This window comes from Pseudomonas sp. NPDC047961 (assembly GCF_050272435.1).
Lineage (GTDB): Bacteria > Pseudomonadota > Gammaproteobacteria > Pseudomonadales > Pseudomonadaceae > Stutzerimonas.
In genome coordinates this window covers 739,892-764,769 of sequence record NZ_JBNNMD010000001.1, presented here as the reverse complement: position 1 = coordinate 764,769, position 24,878 = coordinate 739,892, and the positions used below count along the sequence as shown (strand labels likewise).

Here is a 24,878-nt window from a genome sequence, read left to right as displayed (position 1 = left end):
GTCGCCGTGGAGAAATCCGGATCGGCATCATAACAGGCCACCGGTGAAATACAGTGTGCGCCAGCTGCCACTCCGTAGGCCTACTAATGCTTGTGCCGCCCGTTCACGGCAGTCGCTATAATGCCGAGCTTCAACTCAGGAGCATTTGCATGGTCGAACAATCCGAACTCAATCGTCTGTTCTGGCAGAGCCGCCGCGGCATGCTCGAACTGGATGTACTGCTGGTGCCTTTCGTCAAGGAGGTCTATCCGCAGCTCGACGAAGAAGACCAGCGCCGCTATCGCAAACTGCTGAGCTGTGAAGATCAGGACATGTTTGGCTGGTTCATGGAGCGCGCCGTGCCCGATGACGAGGATCTACGTTGCATGGTCCGTATGATTCTTGACCGTGTCCAACCAAAGTAGCCAGGCATTCGAATGCCGCTGGCGGGCATCTGGCCCGCTGTTAGCTATGTACCTGGTGATGCTGCTGCTGGCCGTAATCGCGCTATTGATACTGCCTGTACCATTCTGGCTGCGCATGTTCGGGTTGCTGCTTTGCGTGTTGCACGCTGCCTGGGCGATACCGTCTCGCCTCTTGTTTTGTCGTCGTTGCTCATGGCTTGGTCTGCGCCACGATCAAAAGGGGTGGTCGCTGTGGAGTCAGGAGAGGGGTTGGGAGCCCGTGCAGTTGCTACCTGACAGCATCGCGCTGCCGCTGGTCGTAGTGCTGCGATTCAAGCAGCCAGATGACTGGTTCGCCCGAGGGCTTTGCATTCCGCGAGGGGTAATGACGGCGGAGCAGCACCGGCGTCTGCGGCTCAGGTTGAAGTTCAGTCGTCGTAGGTGGGCGGTGCCAGGATAGTGTCCGTCGCTTCCGGCAGCTGGTCAGGGTAGTCCAGCGTGAAATGCAGGCCTCGGCTTTCCTTGCGTTGCATGGCCGAACCGATCATCAGCTCTGCAACCGTTGCTAGATTCCGCAGCTCGATGAGGTCCCGGCTGACTTTGTAATTACTGTAGAACTCATCGATTTCTCCAAGCAGCAAGCGAACCCGGTGTTGCGCGCGCATCAGTCGCTTGGTGGTGCGAACGATGCCTACGTAGTCCCACATGAACCGCCGAAGCTCGTCCCAGTTGTGCGCAATGATCACGTCTTCGTCCGAGTCTGTCACTTGAGTTGCGTCCCACGTGGGTAAGGCAATGGGAGTGGTGACGTCGGGTAGCTCGCGAAGCATGTCTTGGGCTGCGGCGCGAGCGTAAACAAAACACTCCAGGAGCGAATTGCTGGCCATTCGGTTGGCGCCGTGCAAGCCGGTGAAGCTGGTTTCGCCGATCGCGTACAGTCCCGGTATGTCGGTTCTGCCAGTCTGATTGACCAGCACTCCGCCGCAGGTGTAGTGGGCCGCAGGCACCACTGGGATTGGCTCGCAGGTAATGTCGATACCGAATTCCAGGCAGCGCTCATAAACGGTCGGAAAATGCGCTTTGATGAATTCTGTAGGTTTGTCGCTGATATCCAGATAGACGCAGTCGATGCCGAGGCGCTTCATTTCATGATCGATCGCACGGGCTACGATGTCACGGGGCGCCAGTTCCGCACGCGGGTCGAAGCGTGGCATGAAGCGTTCGCCGCTGGGCAGTCTCAGCACGGCGCCTTCGCCGCGCAATGCCTCGGTAATGAGAAAGCTCTTAGCTTTTGGGTGGTACAGGCAGGTTGGATGAAATTGGTTGAACTCCAGATTGCCCACCCTGCATCCCGCGCGCCACGCCATCGCGATGCCGTCGCCGCATGCTCCGTCTGGGTTGCTGGTATATAGGTACACCTTTGCTGCGCCACCCGTCGCGAGTACGGTGAATTTTGCCTGGAAGGTGTCCACCTCTCCGTTTGTTCGATCAAGCACGTAAGCGCCAAGGCAACGCTTACCGTTCAAGCCCAGCTTGCGTTCGGTGATCAGGTCTACGGCTACACGCTGGTGTAGTAGATCGATGTTTTCCCGATCATGAGCACGGGAAAGCAGGGTGTTGAAAATCGCGGCGCCGGTCGCATCGGCAGCATGAATGATGCGTCTGTGGCTGTGTCCGCCTTCTCGCGTCAGGTGGTACTCGAAGCCGTCAGCTTCGCGCTCGGCGTCGTCCCGGGTGAAGGGGACACCTTGCTCGATCAGCCACTGGATGGCTTCGCGGCTGTGTTCCACTGTAAAGCGTACCGCTTCTTCCTTGCATAGCCCGCCACCGGCGACGAGGGTGTCGGCGACATGGGATTCGATTGTGTCTGTAGTGTCCAGCACTGCGGCCACACCGCCTTGAGCCCAATACGTGGAGCCATTGGCCAGGTCGCCCTTGCTCAGTACCGCAACCCGGAGCGAGGGCGGCAGGTTGAGCGCTAGAGTCAAGCCGGCTGCGCCGCTGCCTATGACAAGAACGTCGTATTGATAATGTCGGCTCATTTCGAATCTCACGTTGAGGCGAGCCCTAGTATATAGGTGCGCCCCCCTGCAAAATAGCGGGCCTTGTTGGACTTGGCAGGATGCTTTGGAACTTTTCTTGCAGGCTTGTCTCTATAGACAGTTGTGGATGCGGACCGGCTGGCCATCGTTCGGTGGGCGGCGGGTTTTTGCTGTGGATACCAGGGTGGCGCCGTCGGAACGGTTCGTTTTGCGGCGTTGCTCGCCAATGCCGTCAGGTGTGTTGCAGGAATGCTTGCTTGGAGGGGGAGAACTTTTGTGTAAAGCCCGGGTCTATTCTGGCAGGTCAGCTCGTAGGCGAGCGCAGCACCCCTTCCGGGTCATGGAGGAGTGTTTATGCTAACCCAGGAGCAGGACCAGCAACTGGTCGAGCGAGTGCAACGAGGAGATAAGCGGGCTTTCGATTTGCTGGTATTGAAATATCAGCACAAGATCCTAGGGTTGATCGTGCGCTTTGTACATGATTCTCACGAAGCTCAGGATGTTGCGCAAGAAGCCTTTATTAAAGCCTATCGTGCGCTTGCGAATTTTCGCGGAGACAGTGCTTTTTATACGTGGCTGTACCGTATTGCCATTAACACGGCAAAGAATCATTTGGTGGCTCGAGGAAGGAGGCCGCCTGACAGCGATGTCAGTTCCGAGGATGCTGAGTTCTATGAGGGAGATCATGCTCTCAAGGACATTGAGTCGCCGGAGCGAGCACTTCTCAGGGATGAAATTGAGGACACAGTTCACAGAACTATCCAGCAACTTCCTGAAGATTTACGCACGGCTCTAACACTGCGTGAATTTGATGGTCTTAGTTATGAAGACATTGCAAATGTTATGCAGTGTCCGGTGGGTACGGTCCGCTCACGGATATTCCGGGCGCGGGAAGCCATCGATAAAGCATTGCAACCCCTGTTGCATGAATCCTGAGACAGCGGCGATAGCCAAGAGAGGAACCGCCATGAGTCGTGAAGCCCTGCATGAATCGCTGTCCGCGGTGATGGATAACGAAGCGGACGATTTGGAATTACGTCGAGTGCTCGCTGCAGAGGGCGACAGTGAAATGCGATCGACTTGGTCGCGTTATCAGATCGCCCGTGCCGCAATGCACAAGGAGCTGATCGAGCCTCGTCTGGATATTGCGTCGGCAGTGTCGGCGGCGTTGGCTGAAGAGCCTGAAATCACTGCGGTTAAGCCACAGCGCTTCGCTTGGCGTAATGTAGGCCGTCTAGCCGTCGCGGCATCGGTTACGGTCGCTGTGTTGGCTGGCGTACGCCTGTACAATCAGAGCGAAGTTGCCGGGCCGCAGATTGCTCAGCAGGCTGCGCAGCCTAGCATCGCAGTGCCGCAAGCTAGCCAGGGGCCAGCCGTGCTGGCAGGCTATAGTGAGGGCGCGGTTGCTCCCGGTGCCCAAGTGACGGGGGCGGAAGGTTCGCCTGAAAGTTGGCATGAAAAGAGGTTGCCGGCTTATGTTCGTCAGCACGCTCAGCAGGCCGCTTTCGGTAGCGGTTCGGAAAGTGCGCTGCCCTACGCTCGCGCAGCCAGCATGGAAGATCGTTAAGGAACAACATGCGTGTGATACCGCTGTTTGTGGTGCTCGGAGGCTGGCTATCGATGCCGGCCTTTGCTGCTGAAGCCGATCTCCTGATGCAGCGACTTGCAGCTGCTGAGAAAAAGCAAAGCTATCAAGGCACTTTCGTCTATGAGCGCAACGGAAGCTTTTCCAGTCATGCTGTCTGGCAGTTGGTAGATGGTCAGCAGTTGCGTGAGCGACTGTTGCAGCTAGATGGTCCGGCTGCAGAGGTTGTGATCGTTAACGGAAAGATCCAGTGTGCTACCGAAGATATGGCGTCCCAAGTGCGGGAAGCCACGCCTTGGCGCCAGCTGGAGCCGGAGGCACTTTCCAAGTGGTACAGCTTTCAGGTGATCGGCGAATCCCGAGTCGCAGGGCGACCCACGGTTGCGCTAGCCGTGCGTCCTAGGGACCAGCACCGCTATGGCTTCGAGCTGCATCTCGATAGAGAAACGTCCCTACCGCTTAAATCATTGTTGCTTGATGAAAGCGGGCAACTGCTTGAGCGCTTTCAGTTCACGCATTTCGCGCCCGGTTCAGCGGAGCCAGCAGATGTGGAAGCGGGGACGGATTGCAAACCGGTCTCGCTTGCTGTCGAGCAAAAAGAAGCTACACCAACGAAATGGCGCTCTGACTGGTTGCCGGATGGTTTTCAGCTGATCGACTCAAATGTGCGTCCGAGTCCCGCCTCAAAAGAGTCGGTCACTTGGTTGTCTTATAGTGATGGTATCGCTCGGGTATCGGTATTTATCGAGCCCCTGGACGGTGCTGTAGTTGAAGACGCGCGCAGCCAAATGGGGCCTACGGTAGCTGTTTCGAAGCGTATTTCTACGGCTGGCGGCGATGTCATGGTTACTGTAATTGGGGAAATCCCTTTAGGCACGGCGGAGCGAATTGCATTGTCCATGCGCGCCGGGGCTGATCAGGCGTCGCAATGATCGAGGAGACAGGTCGCGTAGTTGCATTGGCGCCCGGCGCTGTCTGGGTTGAGACGGAGCGCAGTAGCACCTGTTCAGGTTGTTCCGTGAGGAGTGGCTGTGGGCAGGGCCTGGTTGATCGGCTTGGTATTCGCGAACGCCGTGGTTTGATACTGGCGTTGTGTGATCTTCGGCTTAGCGTAGGGGATACCGTTGTGGTCGGTATCCGTGAAAGCGTGTTGCTACACGGCGCCGTGCTTGTCTATCTTTTTCCGCTGATCATGCTTTTCATCTTTGCGGTCGTCGCTTCCCAGCTTTCGGCTCCCGAGCCGTACGTTATGCTTGCTGGGCTAGGCGGCTTTCTGGTCGCCTGGCTCCTGGTACGCAAGCGCAGCCAGCAGACCTCAATCGATCCGGCGTTGCAGCCGGTCGTGTTGCGTGCGGCTTTGGCTGCTAAGGCTGAGTAGTCGGGCGGTTTATTCCGTCTCGCAAGCGGGCTGTCAGGATAATAGGCTGCACCTCGATGACATCATCATCCACTTGCGCACCGAGTGATCGGTTCTGCCTCAGCCTCAGGTTGGGTCATCCCGCAATTTCAGTAGAACCGTTCAGTTTCACCACGCGTATTGCGCAATGAGCGGGCAAGTCCCGCTGTCTTCAAGCTCGCCGAACAGTATTCTCTAACTTCAGAAAAAGCGCGCTCTTCGGCCGCCTTTCCGCATCGGCCTATCAGCAGTAGTGTTCACGTTGCGGTGGCGGAAGGCTGATCATGCACGTCCTAGGCTCCGGCGTGGCACTGAATAGACCTATCAGGTACACTTTGCGGCTATTTTCGGCGGGCAATCGGCTCGCGACGTATTAGAGTGTTGAGCTGTGAGCGACCTGAGTCATATCCGCAATTTTTCTATCATCGCGCACATCGATCATGGCAAGTCGACCCTGGCTGACCGTTTCATTCAAATGTGTGGCGGTTTGACCGAGCGTGAAATGAACGCCCAGGTGCTGGATTCGATGGACCTCGAGCGTGAACGAGGCATCACCATCAAGGCGCACAGCGTCACGCTTTACTACAAGGCGAAGGACGGCAAGACCTATCAGCTGAATTTCATCGACACCCCAGGCCACGTAGATTTCACCTACGAGGTCAGTCGCTCGCTCGCCGCCTGCGAAGGTGCGTTGCTGGTGGTCGATGCTGGGCAGGGCGTTGAAGCGCAATCGGTAGCCAACTGCTATACAGCCATCGAGCAGGGCTTGGAAGTAATGCCCGTGCTGAACAAGATGGATTTGCCGCAGGCCGACCCCGATAAGGTCAAGGGCGAAATCGAGCATATTATCGGTATCGATGCGACCGATGCTGTGGCGTGTAGCGCCAAGAGCGGCATGGGCGTAGACGATGTGCTTGAGCGTCTGGTGTCTGTCATCCCCGCTCCGACGGGAGAAATTGATGCGCCCCTGCAGGCGCTGATTATCGACTCCTGGTTCGACAACTATCTCGGTGTCGTCTCGCTGGTGCGAGTTCGCCATGGTCGGATCAAAAAGGGCGACAAGGTCCTGGTCAAGTCCACCGGCAAGGTACACCAGGTCGACAGCGTGGGTGTGTTCAACCCGAAACACACGAGCACCGCCGACCTTAAAGCTGGCGAAGTCGGCTTTATTATTGCTGGCATCAAGGATATTCACGGTGCTCCGGTTGGTGACACCCTGACACTCTCGAATACGCCTGACGTTGAAATGCTGCCTGGTTTCAAGCGGGTCAAGCCGCAGGTCTATGCGGGTCTGTTTCCGGTAAGCTCGGACGATTTCGAAGACTTCCGTGAGGCGTTGCAAAAGTTGACGCTCAACGATGCTGCGCTGCAGTACGAGCCGGAAAGCTCGGATGCGCTTGGATTCGGCTTCCGCATCGGCTTTCTCGGCATGCTGCATATGGAGATCATCCAGGAGCGCCTCGAACGCGAGTACGACCTGGATCTGATCACCACGGCGCCGACAGTGGTCTATGAACTATTGTTGAAAAACGGCGAGACTATCTATGTCGATAGTCCTTCCAAACTACCCGATCTTTCCTCGATCGAGGACATGCGTGAGCCCATTGTGCGGGCCAACATTCTCGTACCCCAGGAGCATTTGGGCAGCGTTATTACGCTTTGTGTGGAAAAGCGTGGCGTTCAGCGTGACCTTCAGTTTCTCGGAACGCAGGTCCAGGTGCGCTATGACCTGCCCATGAGCGAAGTGGTGCTCGACTTCTTCGACCGGCTCAAATCGGTCAGCCGGGGCTATGCCTCGCTGGATTACAGCTTCGAGTGCTTCCAGTCCGCCAATCTTACCCGCCTGGATATCCTGATCAACGGCGACAAAGTCGACGCGTTAGCGTTGATCGTGCACCGCGACAATGCGCATTACAAAGGGCGGGTCCTTGTCGAGAAGATGAAGGAGCTAATCCCAAGGCAAATGTTCGACGTCGCCATCCAGGCTGCGCTGGGGGGGCAGGTCGTCGCGCGAAGCACTGTGAAAGCGTTGCGCAAGAACGTTCTGGCGAAGTGCTACGGCGGTGACGTAAGCCGTAAACGCAAACTGCTTGAAAAGCAGAAGGCCGGTAAGAAGCGGATGAAGCAGGTCGGCAACGTTGAGATTCCGCAGGAAGCCTTCCTCGCCGTGCTCAAGGTAGATAGCTGACATGTCGATCAATTTCCCGCTGTTGCTGGTCATCGCCGTTGCGGTATGTGGATTTTTGGCACTACTCGACCTACTGATCTTCGCGCCACGTCGCCGGGCTGCGATAGCCACCTATGAGGGCCAGGCTGGGGAGCTTGATCAATCGACGTTGGACGCGCTGAACAAAGAGCCGGTTCTTATTGAGTACGGCAAGTCTTTTTTCCCGGTTCTTGCGATCGTTCTGGTGCTGCGCTCGTTTCTTATCGAACCATTCCAGATTCCATCCGGTTCGATGATTCCGACGCTCGAGGTCGGCGACTTCATACTGGTAAACAAATTCGCCTATGGTATTCGGCTACCCGTGGTCGATACCAAGATCATTGATGTCAGTGATCCTAAGCGTGGGGATGTGATGGTATTTAGATATCCAAGCGATCCCAACATTAACTACATCAAGCGTGTTATAGGCCTGCCTGGCGATGTAATCCGGTATAGCAGCGACAAGCGTTTGAGCATCAATGGAGAGTTGGTTCCCGAAATACTGATTGGCGAGGAACCAGGCAGCTTGGGCAGCGCGAAGCTGTACCAAGAGAAGCTCGGTGAGGTAGAACACCTCATTCGCAAGGAAATGGCACGCTATCGGATCGAGCCCAACCGCGAGTGGCGCGTTCCGCAAGGCCATTATTTCATGATGGGCGACAACCGCGACAATTCCAACGACAGCCGCTACTGGCACGATGCGGCGATTCCAGCTGAACTGGCCGGCATGGTTCCAGACCGCAATATCGTCGGCAAAGCCTTTGCCGTATGGATGAGCTGGCCTGATCCGAAGTTCAGCAACCTACCGCATTTTTCGCGGGTAGGATTGATTCACTGAGTCTGTGAATCAGGGCCCGGTTCCGGCGAGCCGGCCCGCTATATTTGAACAGCCCCAATCCGCGGGTAACGTACGACATAGAGGTCGACATGAGTTTCGCTCGTTCGCAAAAAGGCCTGTCCATGCTGAGCTGGATCATGGTGCTGGCGTTGGTGGCGTTTTTTGCCAGCACCGCATTCAAGATGTTGCCGCATTATTTCGACTATATGTCCATGGACAAGATCATCTCTGGGGTTGAAAGTGACAAGGCGGCAGACATCCGCACCGTGAGAGATTTTTATAGCCATGTGCGCAAGGGCATGGACGTGAATGGTATTCGCGACCTGAACCTCGAAGAGGCAATGAAGGTCACGATTGAAAATAACGAGTTCAAGGTTCACTTGGACTATGAAAAACGCGAGCCCCTGATCCGCAATCTCGATCTGGTGGCGAACTTCGATAAAGAATATCGCCTAAGGATGCCGTGAGCACTTCGTTAGCCCGTCTCGAGCGTAGGCTCGGATATCAATTCAAAGACCAGGAGCTGATGCTCCTGGCTCTGACGCATCGCAGCTATGCCGGACGCAATAACGAGCGTCTGGAGTTTCTTGGCGATGCCATCCTCAACTTTATCGCCGGCGAGGCGTTGTTCAACCACTTTCCGCAAGCCAAGGAAGGGCAGCTCTCTCGGCTGCGCGCGCGACTGGTTAAAGGCGAAACGCTTGCCGTGCTCGCACGCGGTTTCGAGCTCGGAGAATACCTGCGGCTTGGTTCCGGCGAGTTGAAAAGCGGTGGCTTTCGCCGTGAATCGATCCTTGCTGATACGCTCGAAGCTTTAATTGGCGCCATATACCTTGATGCAGGCATGGAGGCGGCGCGTGACCGCGTGCTGGCTTGGCTTGCCAACGAGCTGGAAGGGCTTACGCTCGTCGATACAAACAAGGATCCAAAGACTCGCCTGCAGGAATTTCTGCAATCGCGGGCATGCGAACTACCGAAATACGAAGTGGTTGCGATTCAGGGCGAACCGCATTGCCGGACGTTCTTCGTCGAGTGCCAGGTATCGTTGCTCAATGAGAAGACTCAAGGGCAGGGTGCTAGCAGGCGTATTGCCGAACAGGTTGCCGCTGCCTCGGCATTGATAGCACTCGGCGTGGAGAACGGTAATGACTGATGAACGAGTTGAAGGCGAAGACGTAAGCCGCTGCGGCTATGTAGCCATAGTGGGAAGGCCCAATGTGGGTAAGTCAACGCTCCTCAATCACGTCTTGGGGCAGAAGCTCGCGATCACTTCGCGCAAGCCGCAGACGACACGACACAATATGCTCGGGATCAAGACCGAGGGCACCGTTCAGGCGGTCTATGTCGACACCCCTGGCCTGCACAAGAATGGCGAGACGGCACTCAACCGTTATATGAACCGCACCGCCTCTTCAGCCTTGAAGGACGTCGACGTCGTCGTCTTTGTTGTTGATCGTACGCGCTGGACCGATGAGGATCAGCTGGTGCTCGAGCGTGTTCAGTATGTTGAAGGTCCAGTCATCGTGGCGGTCAACAAGACTGATCGCGTCGAAGACAAAGGTGAATTGCTGCCACATTTCGAATGGTTGGCTCAGCAGCTTCCTAACGCTGAAATCGTACCGATCTCCGCCCAGCACGGGCAGAATCTCGATGTGTTCGAGAAGCTAGTTGCCTCGCACCTGCCTGAGGGCGAGCATTTCTTTCCCGAGGACCAGATCACCGACCGCAGCAGCCGTTTCCTAGCGGCGGAGCTGGTGCGCGAGAAGATCATGCGCCAGCTCGGTGCTGAGGTGCCGTATCAGATCACTGTCGAAATTGAAGACTTCAAGCAGCAGGGGCATGTGCTGCATATCCATGCGCTGATCCTGGTCGAGCGCGATGGACAGAAGAAGATCATCATTGGCGACAAGGGCGAGCGCATCAAGCGCATCGGTCAGGAGGCGCGCAAGGACATGGAAGTCCTGTTTGACTCCAAGGTCATGCTTAACCTCTGGGTGAAGGTAAAGAGCGGTTGGTCCGACGACGAGCGCGCACTGCACTCGCTCGGCTACAGCTGACGCTAAGCCCGCGACATCGGCCCGACTGCCGCAGCCTTGGCGGTCGGACAAAGGCATTCGCTCCGTTTCTGCCTACGACCTAGATCCCATGACCGCTCAAACCGCCTTTGTGCTGCACAGCCGGCCCTATCGTGAAAGTAGCGCGCTTGTGGATTTCTTCACCCCCGAGGGGCGGTTGCGGGCAGTGCTGCGTGGTGCGCGCGGCAAGGCGGGCACTTTGGCCCGGCCATTCGTACCGCTGGAGGTCGAGTTTCGCGGGCGCGGTGATCTGAAGAGCGTCGGGCGACTGGAGAGCGCGGGTTTGGCTTTCTGGCTCGACGGCAATGCGCTCTTCAGTGGCCTGTACCTGAACGAGTTGCTGATCCGGCTGCTACCGGCTGAGGATGCCCATCCCGCCATGTTCGACCATTACGCCGCGACATTACCCGCCCTGGCAGACAAGCGACCGCTGGAGCCGATCCTGCGTTCTTTCGAATGGCGATTGCTGACCGAACTTGGCTACGGCTTTGCGCTGGACAGGGATATCGCTGACCAGCCTATCCATGGCGACGGGCTTTATCGCTTGTTGCCCGAGACCGGGCTGGAGCCGGTCGGTCAGTTTCAGCCCGGGCTGTTCAAGGGTTCGGAACTCCTGGCAATGGCTGAGGCCGATTGGAATGTGCCAGGGGCTTTGGCGGCGGCAAAAAGACTTATGCGTCAGGCGCTGGCGCCGCATCTGGGCGGCCGGCCACTGGTTAGCCGCGAGCTGTTCATGAACATCAAGGAGGTCCCGCGTGACTGAAGCCAATCGAATCCTGCTCGGCGTCAATGTCGATCATGTCGCCACCCTGCGCCAGGCGCGTGGCACCCGTTACCCGGACCCGGTCAAGGCCGCGTTAGATGCGGAGGAGGCGGGGGCCGACGGCATCACGGTGCACCTGCGCGAAGATCGTCGGCACATTCAGGAGCGTGACGTGCTGATGATGAAAGACGCGCTGCAGACCCGAATGAATTTCGAAATGGGCCTGACCGACGCAATGCTGGCCTTTGCCGAACAACTGCGCCCTGAACACGTTTGTCTGGTGCCGGAGACGCGCCAGGAGCTAACCACTGAAGGCGGTCTGGATGTGGCCGGCCAAGAGTCTCGCATCCGCGATGCGGTGATGCGCCTGGCGGCCTGCGGCGCTGAGGTGTCGTTGTTCATTGATGCTGACCCGCTGCAGATCGAAGCCGCGGCGCGGGTTGGTGCGCCGGCCATCGAGTTGCACACCGGGCGCTACGCCGATGCGCACGGGGTGGCCGAGCGGGCCTGCGAGCTGGCGCGAATTCGTGATGGCGTCGAGTCAGGTCTGAGCCATGGATTGATCGTCAACGCCGGCCATGGCCTTCATTACCATAATGCCGAGGCGATCGCGGCGATCCGCGGGGTCAATGAGCTGAACATTGGCCACGCGATTGTTGCTCACGCGCTGTTTGTTGGCTTCAAACAGGCCGTCAAGGAAATGAAGCATCTCATTCTCACCGCAGCGGCGCGCGGCTGACGCGCTGGGCGGTTGCGCTTGTTACAGACCGCTTTCGCTGGTTAGCGTCGGAAGAAGATATTCAGCAGAACCGTCAGCACCACGCTCAGGATGATCATTGAGGTGACGGGGATGAAGGTTCTGCTGCGCTCCGACTCGATACGAATATCGCCGGGCAATTTCCCGAACCAGCTCAACAGTCCCGGCGCGTAGTGAAACACTACGCCGAGCAGAAGCAGGAGCAACCCTGCGACGATCAACCATTTCGCCATATTGCCTCCTGTTCTGGTCAGTGATAAGCGGCAAAAGCTGCCACGACGTGCCGTGCCAGGACTTGTACGGGCTCACTGCAGCCAGGGGCGCACAATAGCTTGATCCGGTACACACCCAGCGACGGTAGATTTTCGCCTTCGTCCATGCGTTTGAGCGGTGGCTTGACCAGGCTCAAGGGATAGGGCGCTACCGCTAGATCGGCAATCATCGCGGCTTCCTGACCCGCGCACTGCTCGCTAGAGTAAGCAACCCGATACGACCGTCCCGCTCTGTCGAGCGCATCTAGCGCTTGGCGGCGCCACGCGCATTCTGGAGTAGACAACGCCAAGGGCAACGGATCGCGCTCGACCGCGACGCCCCCGGCGCGTCCGGCCCAGACCAGCTGCTCGCTATGGATGACCTCGCCGCGAGAATCATCCTGACCCAGGTTGCCGACGCTGATGAGCGCTACGTCCAGCTCACCGGAGTCGATGCGTTGAATCATGTCGACGCTCCGCCCAACCGATACGTTCACTTCAATGCCCGGATGGGTCCGTGCAAACAGAGACAGCAGGCCCGGCAAGATATGAGTGCCAATATCGGCGGGCGTACCGAAACGTACCTGGCCGTTTAGCTGCGGTGTTACAAACGCGCTCACCGCTTCTTCGTTGAGTTTCAGCAGCCGACGGGCATAGCCCAGCAGCCGCTCACCTTCAGTGGTCAGGGTGATGCGCCGAGCTTCTCTGACAAAGAGAGCACAGCCGAGCATGGTTTCGAGGCGCTTGATCTGCATGCTGACGGCCGACGTGGTTCGGAAGATCTGGCCTGCCGCGCGCGTGAAACTACCGCTTTCGGCGATCGAGACAAAGGTGCGGAGCACATCGATTTCCAATAGCGGCATCGCAGATTGGGGAAGCTGTTCGGGCATTCCGGGCATAGGCTAGCCTTCAATTTCGTTTAACTGGTCGTTCTATTCTAGTCGTTTGTTTGAATCGTCAAGCGCGCTCAGTCTTACTCCACCGGCCATATCGGTCGGAAGGCACTGGGTGCGCCGACGCACCTTGCACGTTAGGGGGCGCAATGAAGTGTTCAGACAGACAACTGACAGATGCACCAAAAGGTCCGCCGCAAGAGCCCGCGAGGCCGGATGTCTATATGCCGGCAATGTGGCCCATCGGACTGCAAGCGTTGGCGCTCGACTGGTTTGCGGCCTGGCGCAAGCGTCGCCTCTATCGGCGGCTACTCACGCTCAGCGACCGGCAATTGCGGATGCGTGATTTAAGTCGCCCGCGTTTGATGGAGAAAGCACAGGCGTCGCTGCGTCAGCTGGTTGAAGAACAGCGTAGTGCGCGCGTCCAGCGTTAGGGTTTGCGCGCGATCAACACGGCGCGCATCGGCGCGGGCAGGCCTTCGATGGTCTTGCTGTGATCCTGCGGGTCTAGGAACTCCGGCAGCGACTGATAGCGCATCCAATCGGTGCTGCGCTGCTCCTGGATGCTGGTAACGCTGACATCCACGCAGCGCACGTCAACGAAGCCAGCGCGGCGCAGCCAGCATTCCAGCGCCGCCACCGAGGGCAGGAACCACACATTACGCATCTGTGCGTAGCGGTCTTCCGGGACCAGGGCGGTGTGTTCGTTGCCCTCGATCACCAATGTTTCCAGGACCAGCTGACCGCCCTTGATCAGGCAGTCCTTCAGGTCCAGCAGGTGATCGACCGGTGAGCGTCGGTGGTAGAGCACGCCCATAGAAAAGACAGTGTCGAAGCCTTCGAGCTTGGGCGGCAACTCCTCCAGCGCCATGGGCAGATGCCAGACCGGCAGCTCCGCCAAGTAGCGCTTCATCGCGTGAAACTGGCAGAAGAACAGCCAGTTCGGGTCGATGCCGACGACCGAGTCGGCACCGGCGCCGAGCATGCGCCACATGTAATAGCCGTTGCCGCAACCGACGTCGAGGATGCGCTTGCCGCTCAAATCCAAATGCGGCGAAACCCGGTCCCACTTCCAATCCGAGCGCCATTCGGTATCGACATGCACGCCAAACACGTCGAAGGGTCCCTTGCGCCAGGGCGACAGGCCGAACAAGGCGTCCTGGGTAGCCGCACGGGTGTCCTCGTCGCACTCCGCTTCCAGGCGGAAAGCCGCTTGCAGTTCGACAGCGGCGGGCTTGATATCAGGCAGCGCATCGACGGCGCGACGCCAGCGCGGCAAGTCACCGTGGCCGATGGCGAGTTTGGCATCGAGTTGTGCCTGCAAGCCGTTGGCCCAGGCGGCCAGTGGGGTGCCGGCCAAGCGCCAGGCGAGGGGTGTCAGGTCAATGTTCATGGCAGCGCAATCAACGAGGCGAAGTTCAGGCATTGAAACCAGGGCACCACCTTGGTGAATCCGGCCTCCAGCAAGCGCTGACGGTGGGTTTCCAGGCTGTCGGGCTTCATCACGTTCTCGATGGCGCTGCGTTTCTGCGCGATTTCCAATTCGCTGTAGCCGTTGGCGCGTTTGAATGCGACATGCAGGTCGGTCAGCAGGTCATGCTCCTGCTCGTCTTCGAAGCGCAGCTTTTCCGACAGAATCAGCGCGCCCCCAGGTACCAGCGCCTGGTGGATGGCGCCTAGCAGAGCGGGCCGCTTCTCAGGAGGGATGAACTGCAGAGTGAAGTTGAGTGCGATCAGCGAGGCGGGCTGGAACTGCAGGGCAAGCACGTCGGCTTCGATCACCTCAACCGGGAGCAACTCTTGAAACATCGAGTCCTGCCCGTGCAGGTATTCACGGCAGCGCTCGACCATGGCAGTTGAGTTATCGACGGCGATCACCTGGCAATTATCCGCCTTGACGTGCCGGCGCAGCGCTTGCGTCACCGCGCCCAGCGAACATCCCAGGTCATAGAGGCAGGTGTTCGGCTGGGCGAACTGCGCGGCCAGCACGCCGATGTTCTCGACGATGGTGGGATAGCCCGGAACCGAGCGTTTGATCATGTCGGGAAAGACCCGCACGACATCCTCGTTGAAGACGAAGTCCTGGGGTTGGGCGAGGGGCTTGGCGAACAGGCGATCGGGTTCGTGGCTCACGGCGGTGTCTGGGCAGGCTGAAAACAGGGGCGGCATTGTAGCGGAAAGCCATGCGGATGGCCGTCGCGAAGTGGACGGTCGGTCCTCGTGCCCGGCTATTCCACGTCTTATGGCAAGTCTTACTGCACTTCGATTCGGCAGTCGAACAGCCCGGCCGGCTCGGTGTCGGTTTCCCAAGGGCGTTGATAGGCGAGATAGAGGCGGCCGCTGCCGGCCTCGGCTGCCTCGAAGCGCCAGGTGGACAGACCATCGCCGCCGATGACGTCGGACTTCGGTGAGCTGAATACTTCCGGGCCAAGGCTTTTCAACTGCTCGGCTGAAACCTCGCGCAGGTTCCAGCGATAGCCTGTGGTGGGGTTGCTTGGCAGGCTTACGATCAACATCTGACCGGGCTGCAAGGTCAGCGGGCAGTCCGCATCGTCGTTCAGCGCGATACTGCTCGGCGGCGTACTGGCGCAACCGGCCAGCAGGAACAACGGGGCGAACGACAGCAAACGGGCGAGAGGCATGGGCGACCGGCTCCAGAGGGAAGAAAGAAAACGCTCGGGCGTCGGTGGAAACCATAAGGCGCCAGGGCCGGTGGGTAAAGCCATTCGCTACGGCGACCGGCTATGCGCAAGCGGAAGGGGCCGTGCCGCCGGCTTACGGCCCCTGATTCCGGTATCAGAACAAGACCTTGACCACGTCACTGAAGCGCTTGGCGAAGTGCATCGTCAGGCCTTCTTTCAGGTAGTCCGGCAGCTCTTCGAAGTCTCCGCGATTGAGCTCTGGGATAATCAGCTCATAAAGCTTCAGACGCCGCGCGGCGATGACCTTTTCGCGCAACCCGCCGATCGGTAGCACCAGCCCGGTCAGCGTCAGCTCGCCCGTCATGGCCACGCCTTTCTTGGGCGCCTGGTTGCGTGCCAACGACAGCAGTGCGCTTGCCATGCTGATGCCGGCACTCGGACCATCTTTTGGCGTAGCGCCTTCCGGCACGTGCATATGCACGAAGGCCTGATCAAAGAACTTCGGATCGCCTTTGAATTCCTTCAGGTGCGAATTGACGTAACTGAACGCGATTTCAGCCGACTCCTTCATGACATCGCCCAGCTTGCCGGTGAGCTTGAAACCTCGGTTGAGCGTATGAATCCGCGTAGCCTCGATCGGCAGTGTTGCGCCGCCCATGCTGTTCCAGGCCAACCCGGTGACCACCCCGACTCCAGTGAGCAGCTGTTCAGGGTGCCAATACGCCATGCCCAGGTAGCTTTCGATATCTTTCGGCCCGATCTTGATCTTGCTCTCAGGTTCATCGAGCAGCTTGACCACGGCCTTACGCACCACCTTGCCGAGCTGCTTGTCGAGCTGTCGAACTCCGGCCTCGCGCGCGTAGCCTTCGATGAGGTTGCGCAACGCACTGTCATTGATAGCCAACCGGTTCTTCGGCACCCCGGCGCGCTGCAACTGCCGCGGCCAGAGGTGGCGCTTGGCGATCGCCAGTTTCTCTTCGGTGATGTAACCCGACAGCCGGATGATCTCCATGCGGTCGAGCAGCGGGCCCGGGATCGAATAAAGGCTGTTGGCGGTGCAGACGAACAGGACCTTGGACAGGTCCAGGCGCAAATCAAGGTAATGATCGAGGAAACCGACGTTCTGTTCCGGGTCCAGCGTTTCCAACAGCGCCGAGGCGGGATCGCCCTGATGGCTATTGCCGAGCTTGTCTACCTCGTCGAGCATGATCACCGGGTTCATCACTTCGACTTCCTTCAGCGCCTGGACCAGTTTGCCGGGCAGGGCGCCGATGTAGGTGCGGCGATGGCCCTTGATCTCGGCCTCGTCTCGCATGCCGCCGACGCTGAAGCGGTAGAAAGGGCGGCCCAGCGATTCGGCAATGGACTTGCCAATGCTGGTCTTGCCAACGCCTGGCGGACCCACCAGGAGCACGATGGAGCCGGAGATTTCACCGCGGAATGCGCCGACGGCGAGGAACTCGATGATCCGGCTCTTGATATCGTCGAGCCCGGCATGATGCGCATTGAGCACCTTGCGAGCATGTTCGAGGTCGAGCTTGTCCTCGCTGTACAGCCCCCAGGGCATCGACGTGACCCAGTCCAGATAGTTACGGGTTACCGCATACTCCGGCGAACCGGTTTCCAGCACCGAGAGCTTGGTCAGCTCGTCGTCGATCCGCTTCTGGGCGGCGGGCGGCACGACCTTGCCCTCCAGGCGGGAACGGAATTCATCGGCATCGGCGCTGCGGTCGTCCTTGGTGATCCCCAGCTCTTGCTGGATGATCTTCAGCTGTTCCTTAAGGAAGAACTCACGCTGACGTTCGCCGATCTTGCGGTTCACTTCGCCGGTCAGTTCTTTCTGCAGCTTGGCGACTTCGACTTCCTTGCGCAGCAGGGGCAGCACCTTTTCCATGCGCTTGAGCACGGGTACGGTGTCCAGGACCTCTTGCAGCTCGATGCCTGGCGCCGTGGTCAGCGCCGCAGCGAAGTCGGTTAACGGCGACGGCGCGTTCGGGCTAAAGCGGTTGAGGTAGTTCTTCAGCTCCTCGCTGTACAGTGGATTGAGCGGCAACAGCTCCTTGATCGCATTGATCAGCGCCATGCCGTAGGCCTTCACCTCGTCGCGGGGGTCTTCATCGCTCTGCGGGTATTCGACTTCCACCAGATAGGGCGGTTTACGGCGCAGCCACCCTTTGATTCGAACGCGGGCCATGCCCTGGGCGACGAATTGCAACCTGCCGCCTTCCTTCGAGGCGTGGTGCACGCGAACCATGGTGCCGTGTTCGGGCAGGCTGTCCGGATCGAAGCTGGCGGCATCCTGTGCCGGGGTGTCCATGAAGAAGAGGGCCAAGCGCTGGTGCGGCGTCTTGGAGACCAGCTCCAGAGTCTCGGCCCAGGGCTCTTCGTTGACGATTATCGGTAGCACCTGTGCGGGAAAGAAAGGCCGGTTGTGGATCGGGACGATGTACAGCTTGTCGGGCAGGTCCTGATCCGGTAGCACCAAGCCCGTGGAAGAGGCGTTTTGCTCGAATTCTTGATGGATGTCGTCGTTCATGCGGCACCTGTGGCGAGTACGTGCTCTTTAGATGGGTATCTGGCGAATGATTTCAATCCAATCGTTGCCTGGCTGTTTTTGCGCACAGCTATAAAAACCGCCAAGCCTCCGGTAGAGTGCGGCTCATACCCCAGGTGCCCCTCCATGCTCAACGCCCGTCTGCTGCGCCTTGATGATCAGGCCCACGAACATGCTCACGACTACCACCAGTTGGTGCTGTCGCTCTCGGGCAGTGCCGCGTTTGAGGTCGACGGCGCGGGCGGTGAGGTGTGCCGTATGCGTGCCTGCCTGGTGCCGGGATACGCCGAACACGAGTTCGCCGGCAAGGGTGATAACCGCATGCTCATCATCGACCTCGACGAGCAAGACCTCAGCGCCGACGATCCGCGCCTGCTGGCGCAGTTGTTCGAAACGCCTCGTTATCCTGCGCTGGACGCCGACTTTCACAACCTGCTGAATTACGCGGGCGCCGAACTGGCCCGTTATGGCAGCGACCCCTTGCTGGCAAGGGCGCTGGGCGGTGTGCTGTTGCGTGCGTTGCACTTGCGGGTGTTTGGCGAGGCGACACACCAGCCGAAAGGGCCTCTGGACATCGCGCGCCTGGATGCGCATATCGAAAGCAATCTGGCGCGCCGGATCACGGTAGCCGAGCTGGCGCAGGTGGTGTGCCTGAGCCCCAGCCACTTCCACGTGCAGTTCAAAGACAGCGTCGGCCTCACCCCGCATCAATACCTGCTGAAGAGTCGCCTCGATCGCGCCGCCAGGCTGCTGCGCGAAAGCCCGCTGCCCCTGGTGCGGATCGCCGAAGAGTGTGGCTTCTCCAGCCAGAGCGCTTTGACTACCGCCACCCGTCGTTACCTCGGATTGACGCCGAAACGGCTGCGACGCAGCGAAGAGTGACCGACCCTAAACGCACCGAGACGGTGCGTTTCGCGTTCTACCGCCCCTGCTTTGCACCGCTTTAGCGACTTTTCATGACAGGGTTTTGACGCTCATCAAAACCCATAGGTTTTTGAAAAAGTTCCGTAGTTTTGCGCAACAACCGAAAACGTCCCCGCCTTAGATTCGCCTACCCGTTTGGCGAACCGCCCGCGCATTGCTGCCCGCGCGTCGCCGTCTAACCAGATCCAAACACAACAACACTCCACGAGAGGAGCGGCGCGATGTTCAAAGCCGGTCAAGTCTTGCAGGGCGATTTCGCCAATCTGAAAGCCGCCGAATTCTTCCCCGCCATCAGCGCCAACTACAGCGTTGACGAGGCGGCCTACCTGAGCGAGCTGCTGCAGCTCGCTGACCCCGGCGAAGCGGGCATTGAAGCCATCCGCCGTGAAGCCCGTACGCTGATCGAAGCGGTGCGCGGTCGAGATAACGCCGTCGACACCCTTGATGCACTGCTGCGCCAGTACAGCCTGGATACGCATGAAGGCCTGATGCTGATGTGTCTGGCCGAAGCGCTTCTGCGTGTGCCGGATTCGGCCACGGCCGACGCGCTGATCCGCGACAAGCTCAACGCCGCCGAGTGGGAACGCCACCTTGGACAGAGCGACAACGTGCTGGTCAATTTCGCGGCCTGGGGCCTGGTGATGACGGGCAAGGTGGTCGACCCGGACAACTCCGATGGCCGCCCGAAGAACGTCATAGGCCGGCTGGTCAAGCGTTCTGGTGAGCCGGTCATCCGTGCTGCCATGAATCAGGCGATGAAGCTGATGGGCAAGCAGTTCGTGCTTGGCCGGACCATCTCCGAAGCCTTGAAGAACGGCCGTCCCGAGCGCGAGAAGGGTTACACCTATTCTTTCGACATGCTCGGCGAAGCGGCGCTGACTACCGAAGATGCGCGCAAGTACATGGCTGACTACCGGCAGGCTGTGGAAACCGTGGGCTCCGAACCGCAGGTCGGTCCGGGACCGCGTCCTTCGGTGTCAATCAAGCTGTCCGCACTGCACCCGCGTTATGAGGTGGCTCAACGTGAGCGCGTGCTCACCGAACTGTTCGAAAGCGTTCGCGAGCTGGCGATTCTGGCGCGCCGCCTGGATGTCGGTATCACCATCGACGCGGAGGAGGCCGATCGCCTCGAGCTCTCGCTGGAACTCTACGAAAAACTGATGCGCGACCCGGCCATCGCCGGCTGGGGCGAGTTCGGCCTGGTGATCCAGGCGTATTCCAAGCGCTGCCTGCCGGTACTGGTCTGGCTGACCCTGTTGGGTAAAGAGCTGAACGCGCGTATCCCGTTGCGTCTGGTGAAGGGCGCCTATTGGGACAGCGAAATCAAGCAGTGTCAGGTTCAGGGCCTGGACGGCTATCCGGTCTTCACCCGCAAGGAGGGCACCGACACCTCCTACCTGGCCTGTGCCCGGTATCTGCTGTCCGAGCACACCCGCGGCGTGATCTACCCGCAATTCGCCAGCCACAACGCGCACACCGTGAGCTGCATCCTGTCGATGGTCGGCGAGTTGAAAACGCCGCGCGAGTTCGAATTCCAGCGTTTGCACGGCATGGGCGATGCGCTCTACGACACGGTGATCGAAAAGTACCGCAAGAACGTACGCATCTATGCGCCGGTCGGTGCCCACAAGGACCTGCTGCCGTATCTGGTGCGTCGTCTGCTGGAAAACGGCGCCAACTCATCGTTCGTTCACCAGCTGGTCGACCCGCGCGTGCCGGTCGAAACCCTGATAGACCACCCGGTGACCCAGCTGCGTCAGTTCAAGACCCTCGGCAACCATCGCATCCCGCTTCCGCCGGCGCTGTACGGCAACCGGACCAACTCGCAAGGCATCAACATGAACATCCAGACTCAGTGGAACGAACTGTCCAGCGCCTACCAAACGTTTCTCGACCGTCAGTGGCAGGCCGCCCCGGTGATTGGTGGGCAGACGCTTACCGGCACCGCGCACAAGGTGCATTGCCCGTATCAGCTCAGCCAGGAAGTGGGTACCGCGCAGTTCGCCACCGCCGAGCATGCCAAACAGGCTATCGATGGCCTGGCCGCTTTCTGGCCGCGTTGGAACGCGACGCCGATCGAGCAACGTGCGCAGATCCTTGAGCGTCTTGGTGATCTGCTGGAGGCCAACCGCGCCGAGCTGATGGCCATGTGCACGCTGGAAGCCGGCAAAACCCTGCAGGACGGCATTGACGAAGTCCGCGAGGCGGTCGATTTCTGCCGTTATTACGCGCTGCAAGCCCGCCTGAAACTTGGCTGCGAAGAACTCAAAGGTCCGACCGGCGAGCGTAACGAGCTGTTCCATGAAGGGCGCGGCGTGTTCGTCTGCATCAGCCCCTGGAACTTCCCGCTGGCGATTTACCTCGGCCAGATCACCGCGGCTCTGGTCGCCGGTAATACCGTGCTCGCCAAGCCCGCCGAGCAGACCAGCCTGATCGCCGCTCGCGCGCTGGAACTGATGTTCGAAGCCGGCCTGCCGAAGGACGCAATTGCCTTCCTGCCGGGCGACGGCGCCACCCTCGGCGGTGTGTTCTGCCGCGATCCGCGTGTGGTCGGCGTGTGCTTCACCGGTTCCACCGACACGGCGCGCATCATCAACCGCCAGCTGGCCGAGAAGGAGGGCGCCATCGCTACCCTGATCGCCGAAACCGGCGGTCAGAACGCGATGATCGTCGACTCCACCGCATTGCCTGAGCAGGTGGTCAAGGATGCCATTGGTTCGGCCTTCACCAGTGCTGGCCAGCGTTGCTCGGCGCTGCGCGTGCTCTACGTACAGCGCGACATTGCTGATCGGGTAATCGAGCTGATCAAAGGCGCGATGGACCAGCTGAAAGTGGGCCCGACTCATTTGCGTGAGAACGACCTGGGTCCGGTGATCGATGCCGAAGCCCGCGAAGGCTTGTTGGCGCACATCCAGCAGCTCAAGGCAGAAGGCAAGCTGATCGCCGAAGCCAAGCTGCCGGGCAGCCTCAACGGTCACTTCGTCGCGCCCGTGGCGTTCGAAATCGGCGGAATCCACGAGCTGAAGAAGGAGCAATTCGGCCCTGTATTGCACGTGGTGCGCTTCGACGCAGCGGAGTTGGAGAAGGTCGTCGCTGACATCAACGCCACCGGCTACGGCCTGACCCTCGGTATCCACAGCCGCAACGAGGAAACCGCAGCCCGCATTGAAGCGCTGGCGCGAGTCGGCAACCTCTACGTCAACCGTAACCAGGTCGGCGCGGTGGTTGGCGTGCAGCCGTTCGGTGGCTGTGGCCTGTCCGGTACTGGCCCGAAAGCCGGTGGCCCGAGCTACCTGCTGCGCTTCGTCAACGAGCGCACAACCTCTACCAACACCACTGCTGTTGGGGGGAACGCGTCCTTGCTGTCGCTGGGAGACGACTGATCGTCGACTCGGCAATAAACGGCCGGCGGCTCGGTTCAGAGACCGTCGGTTAAATAGAACAACCAGAACAGTTGGCGGATCGCTCTTCCGCCTCTGATGGGCTCAGGTGAGCCCGTCCCGGTGATGGCGCGAACCGCCATCGCCCTCTGCCAGGTGGGATCGGGAATACCCTCGCGCCCATCAACAACAACTAACGAGGGAACAAAATGAGCATCAGTACTCCCACTTTGATCACGTTCGTGATCTACATCGGCGCCATGCTGTTGATCGGCTTCATCGCCTACCGTGCCACCAAGAACTTCGATGACTACATCCTGGGGGGACGTAGCCTGGGAAGTTTCGTCACCGCGCTGTCGGCAGGCGCTTCGGACATGAGCGGCTGGCTGCTGATGGGCCTGCCAGGCGCGATATTCGTCGCGGGCCTGTCCGAGAGCTGGATTGCCATCGGCCTCATCGCCGGTGCCTGGCTGAACTGGCTGTTCGTGGCCGGCCGCTTGCGCGTTCATACCGAGCGCAACAAGAACGCGCTGACCCTGCCGGACTACTTCTCGCACCGTTTCGAGGACAAGAGCCGCACGCTGCGGATCTTCTCGGCGCTCGTCGTGCTGGTGTTCTTCACCATCTATTGCGCGTCCGGCGTGGTTGCCGGCGCGCGTCTGTTCGAGAGCAGCTTCGGCATTTCGTACGACGTCGCGCTGTGGATCGGTGCGGCGGCCACCATTCTCTATGTGTTCATCGGCGGCTTCCTCGCGGTGAGCTGGACAGACACCGTGCAAGCCACGCTGATGATCTTCGCGCTGCTGATCACCCCGGTGTTCGTCATCCTCGCGCTGGGGGACATGGGCGCGGCGATGGATACGATTGCCACGCAGAACCCGGCCGCGTTCGACATGTTCAACGGCTTGTCCTTTGTCGCCATCGTCTCCTTGCTGGCCTGGGGCCTGGGTTACTTCGGCCAGCCGCACATCCTGGTGCGCTTCATGGCGGCTGACTCGGTGAAGACCATCCCCAACGCCCGCCGCATCGGCATGGCCTGGATGATCCTCACCCTCGCCGGCGCTGTGGCCGTGGGCTTCTTTGGCATCGCCTATTTTGCAGGGCATCCGGAACTGGCCGGCCCGGTGACCGAGAATGGCGAGCGCGTGTTCATGGAACTGGTGAAGATCCTGTTCAACCCCTGGGTCGCGGGCATCATCCTCTCCGGTGTATTGGCTGCCGTCATGAGCACGCTCAGCGCCCAGCTGCTGGTCAGCTCCAGCGCCCTGACGCAGGACTTCTACAAGGCCATGCTGCGCAAAAACGCCTCGCAGACCGAGTTGGTCTGGGTGGGTCGTGCCATGGTTCTGCTGATCGCCTTCATCGCGCTGGGCATCGCCTCCAACCCGGACAGCAAGGTGCTGGGCCTGGTGTCCTACGCCTGGGCAGGCTTCGGTGCAGCCTTTGGGCCGGTGGTGCTGATCTCACTGCTGTGGAAGCACATGACGCGCAACGGTGCGCTGGCCGGCATGATTGTTGGCGCGGTGACGGTCGTGGTGTGGAAGGAATTCGTCGGGCTGGGGCTCTACGAAATCATTCCCGGCTTCATCCTCGCCAGCCTTGCGATCGTCATCTTCAGCAAAGTCGGCGGTGGCGCGTCGCCGAGCATGATCAAGCGTTTCGAAGACGCCGAGAGCGAATATCAAGGCCGCTGATTGAGTAGCTGTCGTAACCAAAAACCCCGCTGCCGGCATTCCGGCAGCGGGGTTTTCTTTTGTATCCGCGACCAACCATTAACCGCTGGTCGGCGATGACTCATGTGGCGTGGTTAGTCGTCGACAACAAGGTTCTTGCGATCGTCCTTCGCGCCTGCTGCGATCAGATGCTCAGCCATGTCTTCGGTCACGTGAACGCTATGGCCACTGATATGAGCCATGGACATCCGAGCTGCTGGATCTGTCGAGACTCGGACGTCCTTGATGGCGCAGGTCTGGGTGGCGTTTTCGAGTGTGGTTGAACAGGTGCCGTTTGCAGTATCGATGTTGACTGTCATGGCGGGTCTCCTCGGGTGTGCGATGGAGCCGCACTGAAAGGTGCAGCTACTCAGAGTGAGACAGTAGCCAGGACGATCTGTTTGTGCGTAGCGGTAATTGAATCCGACAACGGCGTAGGCAGAAGCGAAAATTATGCTGATCAACTGATGGCAATAG

General features: G+C 59.5%; 25 protein-coding genes. 17 read left to right on the top strand and 8 right to left on the bottom strand.

The window, feature by feature from the left end:
• Positions 1–149 precede the first annotated feature (149 nt).
• Together ACQKIK_RS03590 and ACQKIK_RS03585 are read left to right on the top strand one after the other, a co-directional pair.
• The gene (locus tag ACQKIK_RS03590; RefSeq protein WP_045429345.1) at positions 150–404 is read left to right on the top strand and encodes an FAD assembly factor SdhE; all 255 of its coding nucleotides are present in this window, start codon (positions 150–152) and stop codon (positions 402–404) included.
• Positions 388–843: a protein YgfX gene (locus ACQKIK_RS03585; RefSeq protein WP_241530428.1), complete on the top strand. Its 456-nt coding sequence runs from the start codon at positions 388–390 to the stop codon at positions 841–843. The genes ACQKIK_RS03590 and ACQKIK_RS03585 overlap by 17 nt, the downstream gene beginning before the upstream one ends.
• Here ACQKIK_RS03585 and nadB read toward each other — a convergent pair.
• On the bottom strand, positions 812–2,425 hold the full coding sequence (gene nadB, locus ACQKIK_RS03580; RefSeq protein ID WP_241530429.1) for an L-aspartate oxidase: 1,614 nt from the start codon (positions 2,423–2,425) through the stop codon (positions 812–814). The two genes, ACQKIK_RS03585 and nadB, sit on opposite strands and share 32 nt — an antisense overlap.
• A gap of 354 nt (positions 2,426–2,779) precedes the next feature.
• Here nadB and rpoE point away from each other — a divergent pair, with 354 nt between their 5' ends.
• The 11 genes from rpoE to pdxJ all read left to right on the top strand — a co-directional run bounded on the left by rpoE (position 2,780) and on the right by pdxJ (position 12,027).
• Positions 2,780–3,361 carry an RNA polymerase sigma factor RpoE/AlgU gene (gene rpoE / locus ACQKIK_RS03575; protein ID WP_019342233.1) on the top strand — a complete coding sequence of 194 codons (582 nt, stop codon included), beginning with the start codon at positions 2,780–2,782 and terminating at the stop codon, positions 3,359–3,361.
• Positions 3,362–3,392: 31 nt separating this feature from the next.
• Positions 3,393–3,992: a sigma-E factor negative regulatory protein gene (locus ACQKIK_RS03570; RefSeq protein ID WP_046162724.1), complete on the top strand. Its 600-nt coding sequence runs from the start codon at positions 3,393–3,395 to the stop codon at positions 3,990–3,992.
• An 8-nt stretch (positions 3,993–4,000) separates the two neighbouring features.
• On the top strand, positions 4,001–4,942 hold the full coding sequence (locus ACQKIK_RS03565; protein ID WP_127838637.1) for a MucB/RseB C-terminal domain-containing protein: 942 nt from the start codon (positions 4,001–4,003) through the stop codon (positions 4,940–4,942).
• Positions 4,939–5,388, top strand: a complete 450-nt coding sequence (locus ACQKIK_RS03560; protein WP_127838638.1) for a SoxR reducing system RseC family protein — start codon at positions 4,939–4,941, stop codon at positions 5,386–5,388. Before ACQKIK_RS03565 ends, ACQKIK_RS03560 begins: the two co-directional genes overlap by 4 nt.
• A gap of 406 nt (positions 5,389–5,794) precedes the next feature.
• The gene (lepA, locus tag ACQKIK_RS03555; protein WP_045429331.1) at positions 5,795–7,594 is read left to right on the top strand and encodes a translation elongation factor 4; all 1,800 of its coding nucleotides are present in this window, start codon (positions 5,795–5,797) and stop codon (positions 7,592–7,594) included.
• A gap of 1 nt (position 7,595) precedes the next feature.
• Positions 7,596–8,450, top strand: coding sequence for a signal peptidase I (gene lepB, locus ACQKIK_RS03550; RefSeq protein WP_127838639.1), 855 nt, complete (start codon positions 7,596–7,598; stop codon positions 8,448–8,450).
• A gap of 89 nt (positions 8,451–8,539) precedes the next feature.
• The gene (locus ACQKIK_RS03545; protein WP_127838640.1) at positions 8,540–8,917 is read left to right on the top strand and encodes a DUF4845 domain-containing protein; all 378 of its coding nucleotides are present in this window, start codon (positions 8,540–8,542) and stop codon (positions 8,915–8,917) included.
• On the top strand, positions 8,914–9,603 hold the full coding sequence (gene rnc, locus ACQKIK_RS03540; protein WP_046162718.1) for a ribonuclease III: 690 nt from the start codon (positions 8,914–8,916) through the stop codon (positions 9,601–9,603). The genes ACQKIK_RS03545 and rnc overlap by 4 nt, the downstream gene beginning before the upstream one ends.
• Complete coding sequence (gene era, locus ACQKIK_RS03535; protein WP_045429322.1) at positions 9,596–10,507, top strand: GTPase Era; 912 nt, start codon at positions 9,596–9,598, stop codon at positions 10,505–10,507. The genes rnc and era overlap by 8 nt, the downstream gene beginning before the upstream one ends.
• Before the next feature lie 88 nt (positions 10,508–10,595).
• The gene (recO, locus tag ACQKIK_RS03530) at positions 10,596–11,288 is read left to right on the top strand and encodes a DNA repair protein RecO (RefSeq protein WP_499134780.1); all 693 of its coding nucleotides are present in this window, start codon (positions 10,596–10,598) and stop codon (positions 11,286–11,288) included.
• Positions 11,281–12,027, top strand: coding sequence for a pyridoxine 5'-phosphate synthase (pdxJ, locus tag ACQKIK_RS03525; RefSeq protein ID WP_499134779.1), 747 nt, complete (start codon positions 11,281–11,283; stop codon positions 12,025–12,027). Before recO ends, pdxJ begins: the two co-directional genes overlap by 8 nt.
• Positions 12,028–12,068: 41 nt before the next feature.
• On the opposite strand, the gene ACQKIK_RS03520 is transcribed toward pdxJ, so the two are convergent.
• The gene (locus ACQKIK_RS03520) at positions 12,069–12,278 is read right to left on the bottom strand and encodes a DUF2905 domain-containing protein (RefSeq protein WP_499134777.1); all 210 of its coding nucleotides are present in this window, start codon (positions 12,276–12,278) and stop codon (positions 12,069–12,071) included.
• 17 nt (positions 12,279–12,295) lie between these two features.
• On the bottom strand, positions 12,296–13,186 hold the full coding sequence (locus ACQKIK_RS03515) for a LysR substrate-binding domain-containing protein (RefSeq protein WP_499135187.1): 891 nt from the start codon (positions 13,184–13,186) through the stop codon (positions 12,296–12,298).
• Between the two features lie 227 nt (positions 13,187–13,413).
• Here ACQKIK_RS03515 and ACQKIK_RS03510 point away from each other — a divergent pair, with 227 nt between their 5' ends.
• Positions 13,414–13,623, top strand: coding sequence for a hypothetical protein (locus ACQKIK_RS03510; RefSeq protein ID WP_045429311.1), 210 nt, complete (start codon positions 13,414–13,416; stop codon positions 13,621–13,623).
• Here ACQKIK_RS03510 and cmoB read toward each other — a convergent pair.
• The 4 genes from cmoB to lon all read right to left on the bottom strand — a co-directional run bounded on the left by cmoB (position 13,620) and on the right by lon (position 18,367).
• Positions 13,620–14,582, bottom strand: coding sequence for a tRNA 5-methoxyuridine(34)/uridine 5-oxyacetic acid(34) synthase CmoB (gene cmoB / locus ACQKIK_RS03505; RefSeq protein ID WP_499134776.1), 963 nt, complete (start codon positions 14,580–14,582; stop codon positions 13,620–13,622). The two genes, ACQKIK_RS03510 and cmoB, sit on opposite strands and share 4 nt — an antisense overlap.
• A complete protein-coding gene (gene cmoA / locus ACQKIK_RS03500) occupies positions 14,579–15,358 on the bottom strand; it encodes a carboxy-S-adenosyl-L-methionine synthase CmoA (protein WP_499134775.1) in 780 nt (259 codons plus the stop codon). Before cmoA ends, cmoB begins: the two co-directional genes overlap by 4 nt.
• 83 nt (positions 15,359–15,441) lie before the next feature.
• Positions 15,442–15,831, bottom strand: coding sequence for a protease inhibitor I42 family protein (locus ACQKIK_RS03495; RefSeq protein ID WP_046162712.1), 390 nt, complete (start codon positions 15,829–15,831; stop codon positions 15,442–15,444).
• A 154-nt stretch (positions 15,832–15,985) separates the two neighbouring features.
• Positions 15,986–18,367 carry an endopeptidase La gene (gene lon / locus ACQKIK_RS03490; protein ID WP_127838646.1) on the bottom strand — a complete coding sequence of 794 codons (2,382 nt, stop codon included), beginning with the start codon at positions 18,365–18,367 and terminating at the stop codon, positions 15,986–15,988.
• A gap of 144 nt (positions 18,368–18,511) precedes the next feature.
• Between lon and ACQKIK_RS03485 the strand changes: the two genes are divergently transcribed.
• From ACQKIK_RS03485 to putP, 3 genes are all read left to right on the top strand, one after another.
• Positions 18,512–19,267 (top strand): AraC family transcriptional regulator, encoded by a 756-nt coding sequence (locus tag ACQKIK_RS03485; RefSeq protein ID WP_241530437.1) that lies wholly within the window; start codon positions 18,512–18,514, stop codon positions 19,265–19,267.
• Positions 19,268–19,530: 263 nt separating this feature from the next.
• Positions 19,531–22,692, top strand: a complete 3,162-nt coding sequence (putA, locus tag ACQKIK_RS03480; RefSeq protein ID WP_241530438.1) for a bifunctional proline dehydrogenase/L-glutamate gamma-semialdehyde dehydrogenase PutA — start codon at positions 19,531–19,533, stop codon at positions 22,690–22,692.
• Positions 22,693–22,898: 206 nt separating this feature from the next.
• Positions 22,899–24,383 carry a sodium/proline symporter PutP gene (gene putP, locus ACQKIK_RS03475; RefSeq protein WP_499134773.1) on the top strand — a complete coding sequence of 495 codons (1,485 nt, stop codon included), beginning with the start codon at positions 22,899–22,901 and terminating at the stop codon, positions 24,381–24,383.
• A 113-nt stretch (positions 24,384–24,496) separates the two neighbouring features.
• On the opposite strand, the gene ACQKIK_RS03470 is transcribed toward putP, so the two are convergent.
• A complete protein-coding gene (locus ACQKIK_RS03470) occupies positions 24,497–24,721 on the bottom strand; it encodes a DUF3203 family protein (protein WP_045429298.1) in 225 nt (74 codons plus the stop codon).
• Positions 24,722–24,878: the final 157 nt, after the last annotated feature.

What these genes read in the sequence shown, in the direction of transcription:
- ACQKIK_RS03590 (WP_045429345.1), top strand. Translation starts at nt 150, where the DNA reads ATGGTCGAACAATCCGAACTCAATCGTCTGTTCTGGCAGAGCCGCCGC.
- nadB (WP_241530429.1), bottom strand. Translation starts at nt 2,425, where the DNA reads ATGAGCCGACATTATCAATACGACGTTCTTGTCATAGGCAGCGGCGCA.
- rpoE (WP_019342233.1), top strand. Translation starts at nt 2,780, where the DNA reads ATGCTAACCCAGGAGCAGGACCAGCAACTGGTCGAGCGAGTGCAACGA.
- ACQKIK_RS03570 (WP_046162724.1), top strand. Translation starts at nt 3,393, where the DNA reads ATGAGTCGTGAAGCCCTGCATGAATCGCTGTCCGCGGTGATGGATAAC.
- ACQKIK_RS03565 (WP_127838637.1), top strand. Translation starts at nt 4,001, where the DNA reads ATGCGTGTGATACCGCTGTTTGTGGTGCTCGGAGGCTGGCTATCGATG.
- ACQKIK_RS03560 (WP_127838638.1), top strand. Translation starts at nt 4,939, where the DNA reads ATGATCGAGGAGACAGGTCGCGTAGTTGCATTGGCGCCCGGCGCTGTC.
- lepB (WP_127838639.1), top strand. Translation starts at nt 7,596, where the DNA reads ATGTCGATCAATTTCCCGCTGTTGCTGGTCATCGCCGTTGCGGTATGT.
- ACQKIK_RS03545 (WP_127838640.1), top strand. Translation starts at nt 8,540, where the DNA reads ATGAGTTTCGCTCGTTCGCAAAAAGGCCTGTCCATGCTGAGCTGGATC.
- era (WP_045429322.1), top strand. Translation starts at nt 9,596, where the DNA reads ATGACTGATGAACGAGTTGAAGGCGAAGACGTAAGCCGCTGCGGCTAT.
- recO (WP_499134780.1), top strand. Translation starts at nt 10,596, where the DNA reads ATGACCGCTCAAACCGCCTTTGTGCTGCACAGCCGGCCCTATCGTGAA.
- ACQKIK_RS03520 (WP_499134777.1), bottom strand. Translation starts at nt 12,278, where the DNA reads ATGGCGAAATGGTTGATCGTCGCAGGGTTGCTCCTGCTTCTGCTCGGC.
- ACQKIK_RS03515 (WP_499135187.1), bottom strand. Translation starts at nt 13,186, where the DNA reads ATGCCCGAACAGCTTCCCCAATCTGCGATGCCGCTATTGGAAATCGAT.
- ACQKIK_RS03510 (WP_045429311.1), top strand. Translation starts at nt 13,414, where the DNA reads ATGCCGGCAATGTGGCCCATCGGACTGCAAGCGTTGGCGCTCGACTGG.
- cmoB (WP_499134776.1), bottom strand. Translation starts at nt 14,582, where the DNA reads ATGAACATTGACCTGACACCCCTCGCCTGGCGCTTGGCCGGCACCCCA.
- cmoA (WP_499134775.1), bottom strand. Translation starts at nt 15,358, where the DNA reads ATGCCGCCCCTGTTTTCAGCCTGCCCAGACACCGCCGTGAGCCACGAA.
- ACQKIK_RS03495 (WP_046162712.1), bottom strand. Translation starts at nt 15,831, where the DNA reads ATGCCTCTCGCCCGTTTGCTGTCGTTCGCCCCGTTGTTCCTGCTGGCC.
- lon (WP_127838646.1), bottom strand. Translation starts at nt 18,367, where the DNA reads ATGAACGACGACATCCATCAAGAATTCGAGCAAAACGCCTCTTCCACG.
- ACQKIK_RS03485 (WP_241530437.1), top strand. Translation starts at nt 18,512, where the DNA reads ATGCTCAACGCCCGTCTGCTGCGCCTTGATGATCAGGCCCACGAACAT.
- putA (WP_241530438.1), top strand. Translation starts at nt 19,531, where the DNA reads ATGTTCAAAGCCGGTCAAGTCTTGCAGGGCGATTTCGCCAATCTGAAA.
- putP (WP_499134773.1), top strand. Translation starts at nt 22,899, where the DNA reads ATGAGCATCAGTACTCCCACTTTGATCACGTTCGTGATCTACATCGGC.
- ACQKIK_RS03470 (WP_045429298.1), bottom strand. Translation starts at nt 24,721, where the DNA reads ATGACAGTCAACATCGATACTGCAAACGGCACCTGTTCAACCACACTC.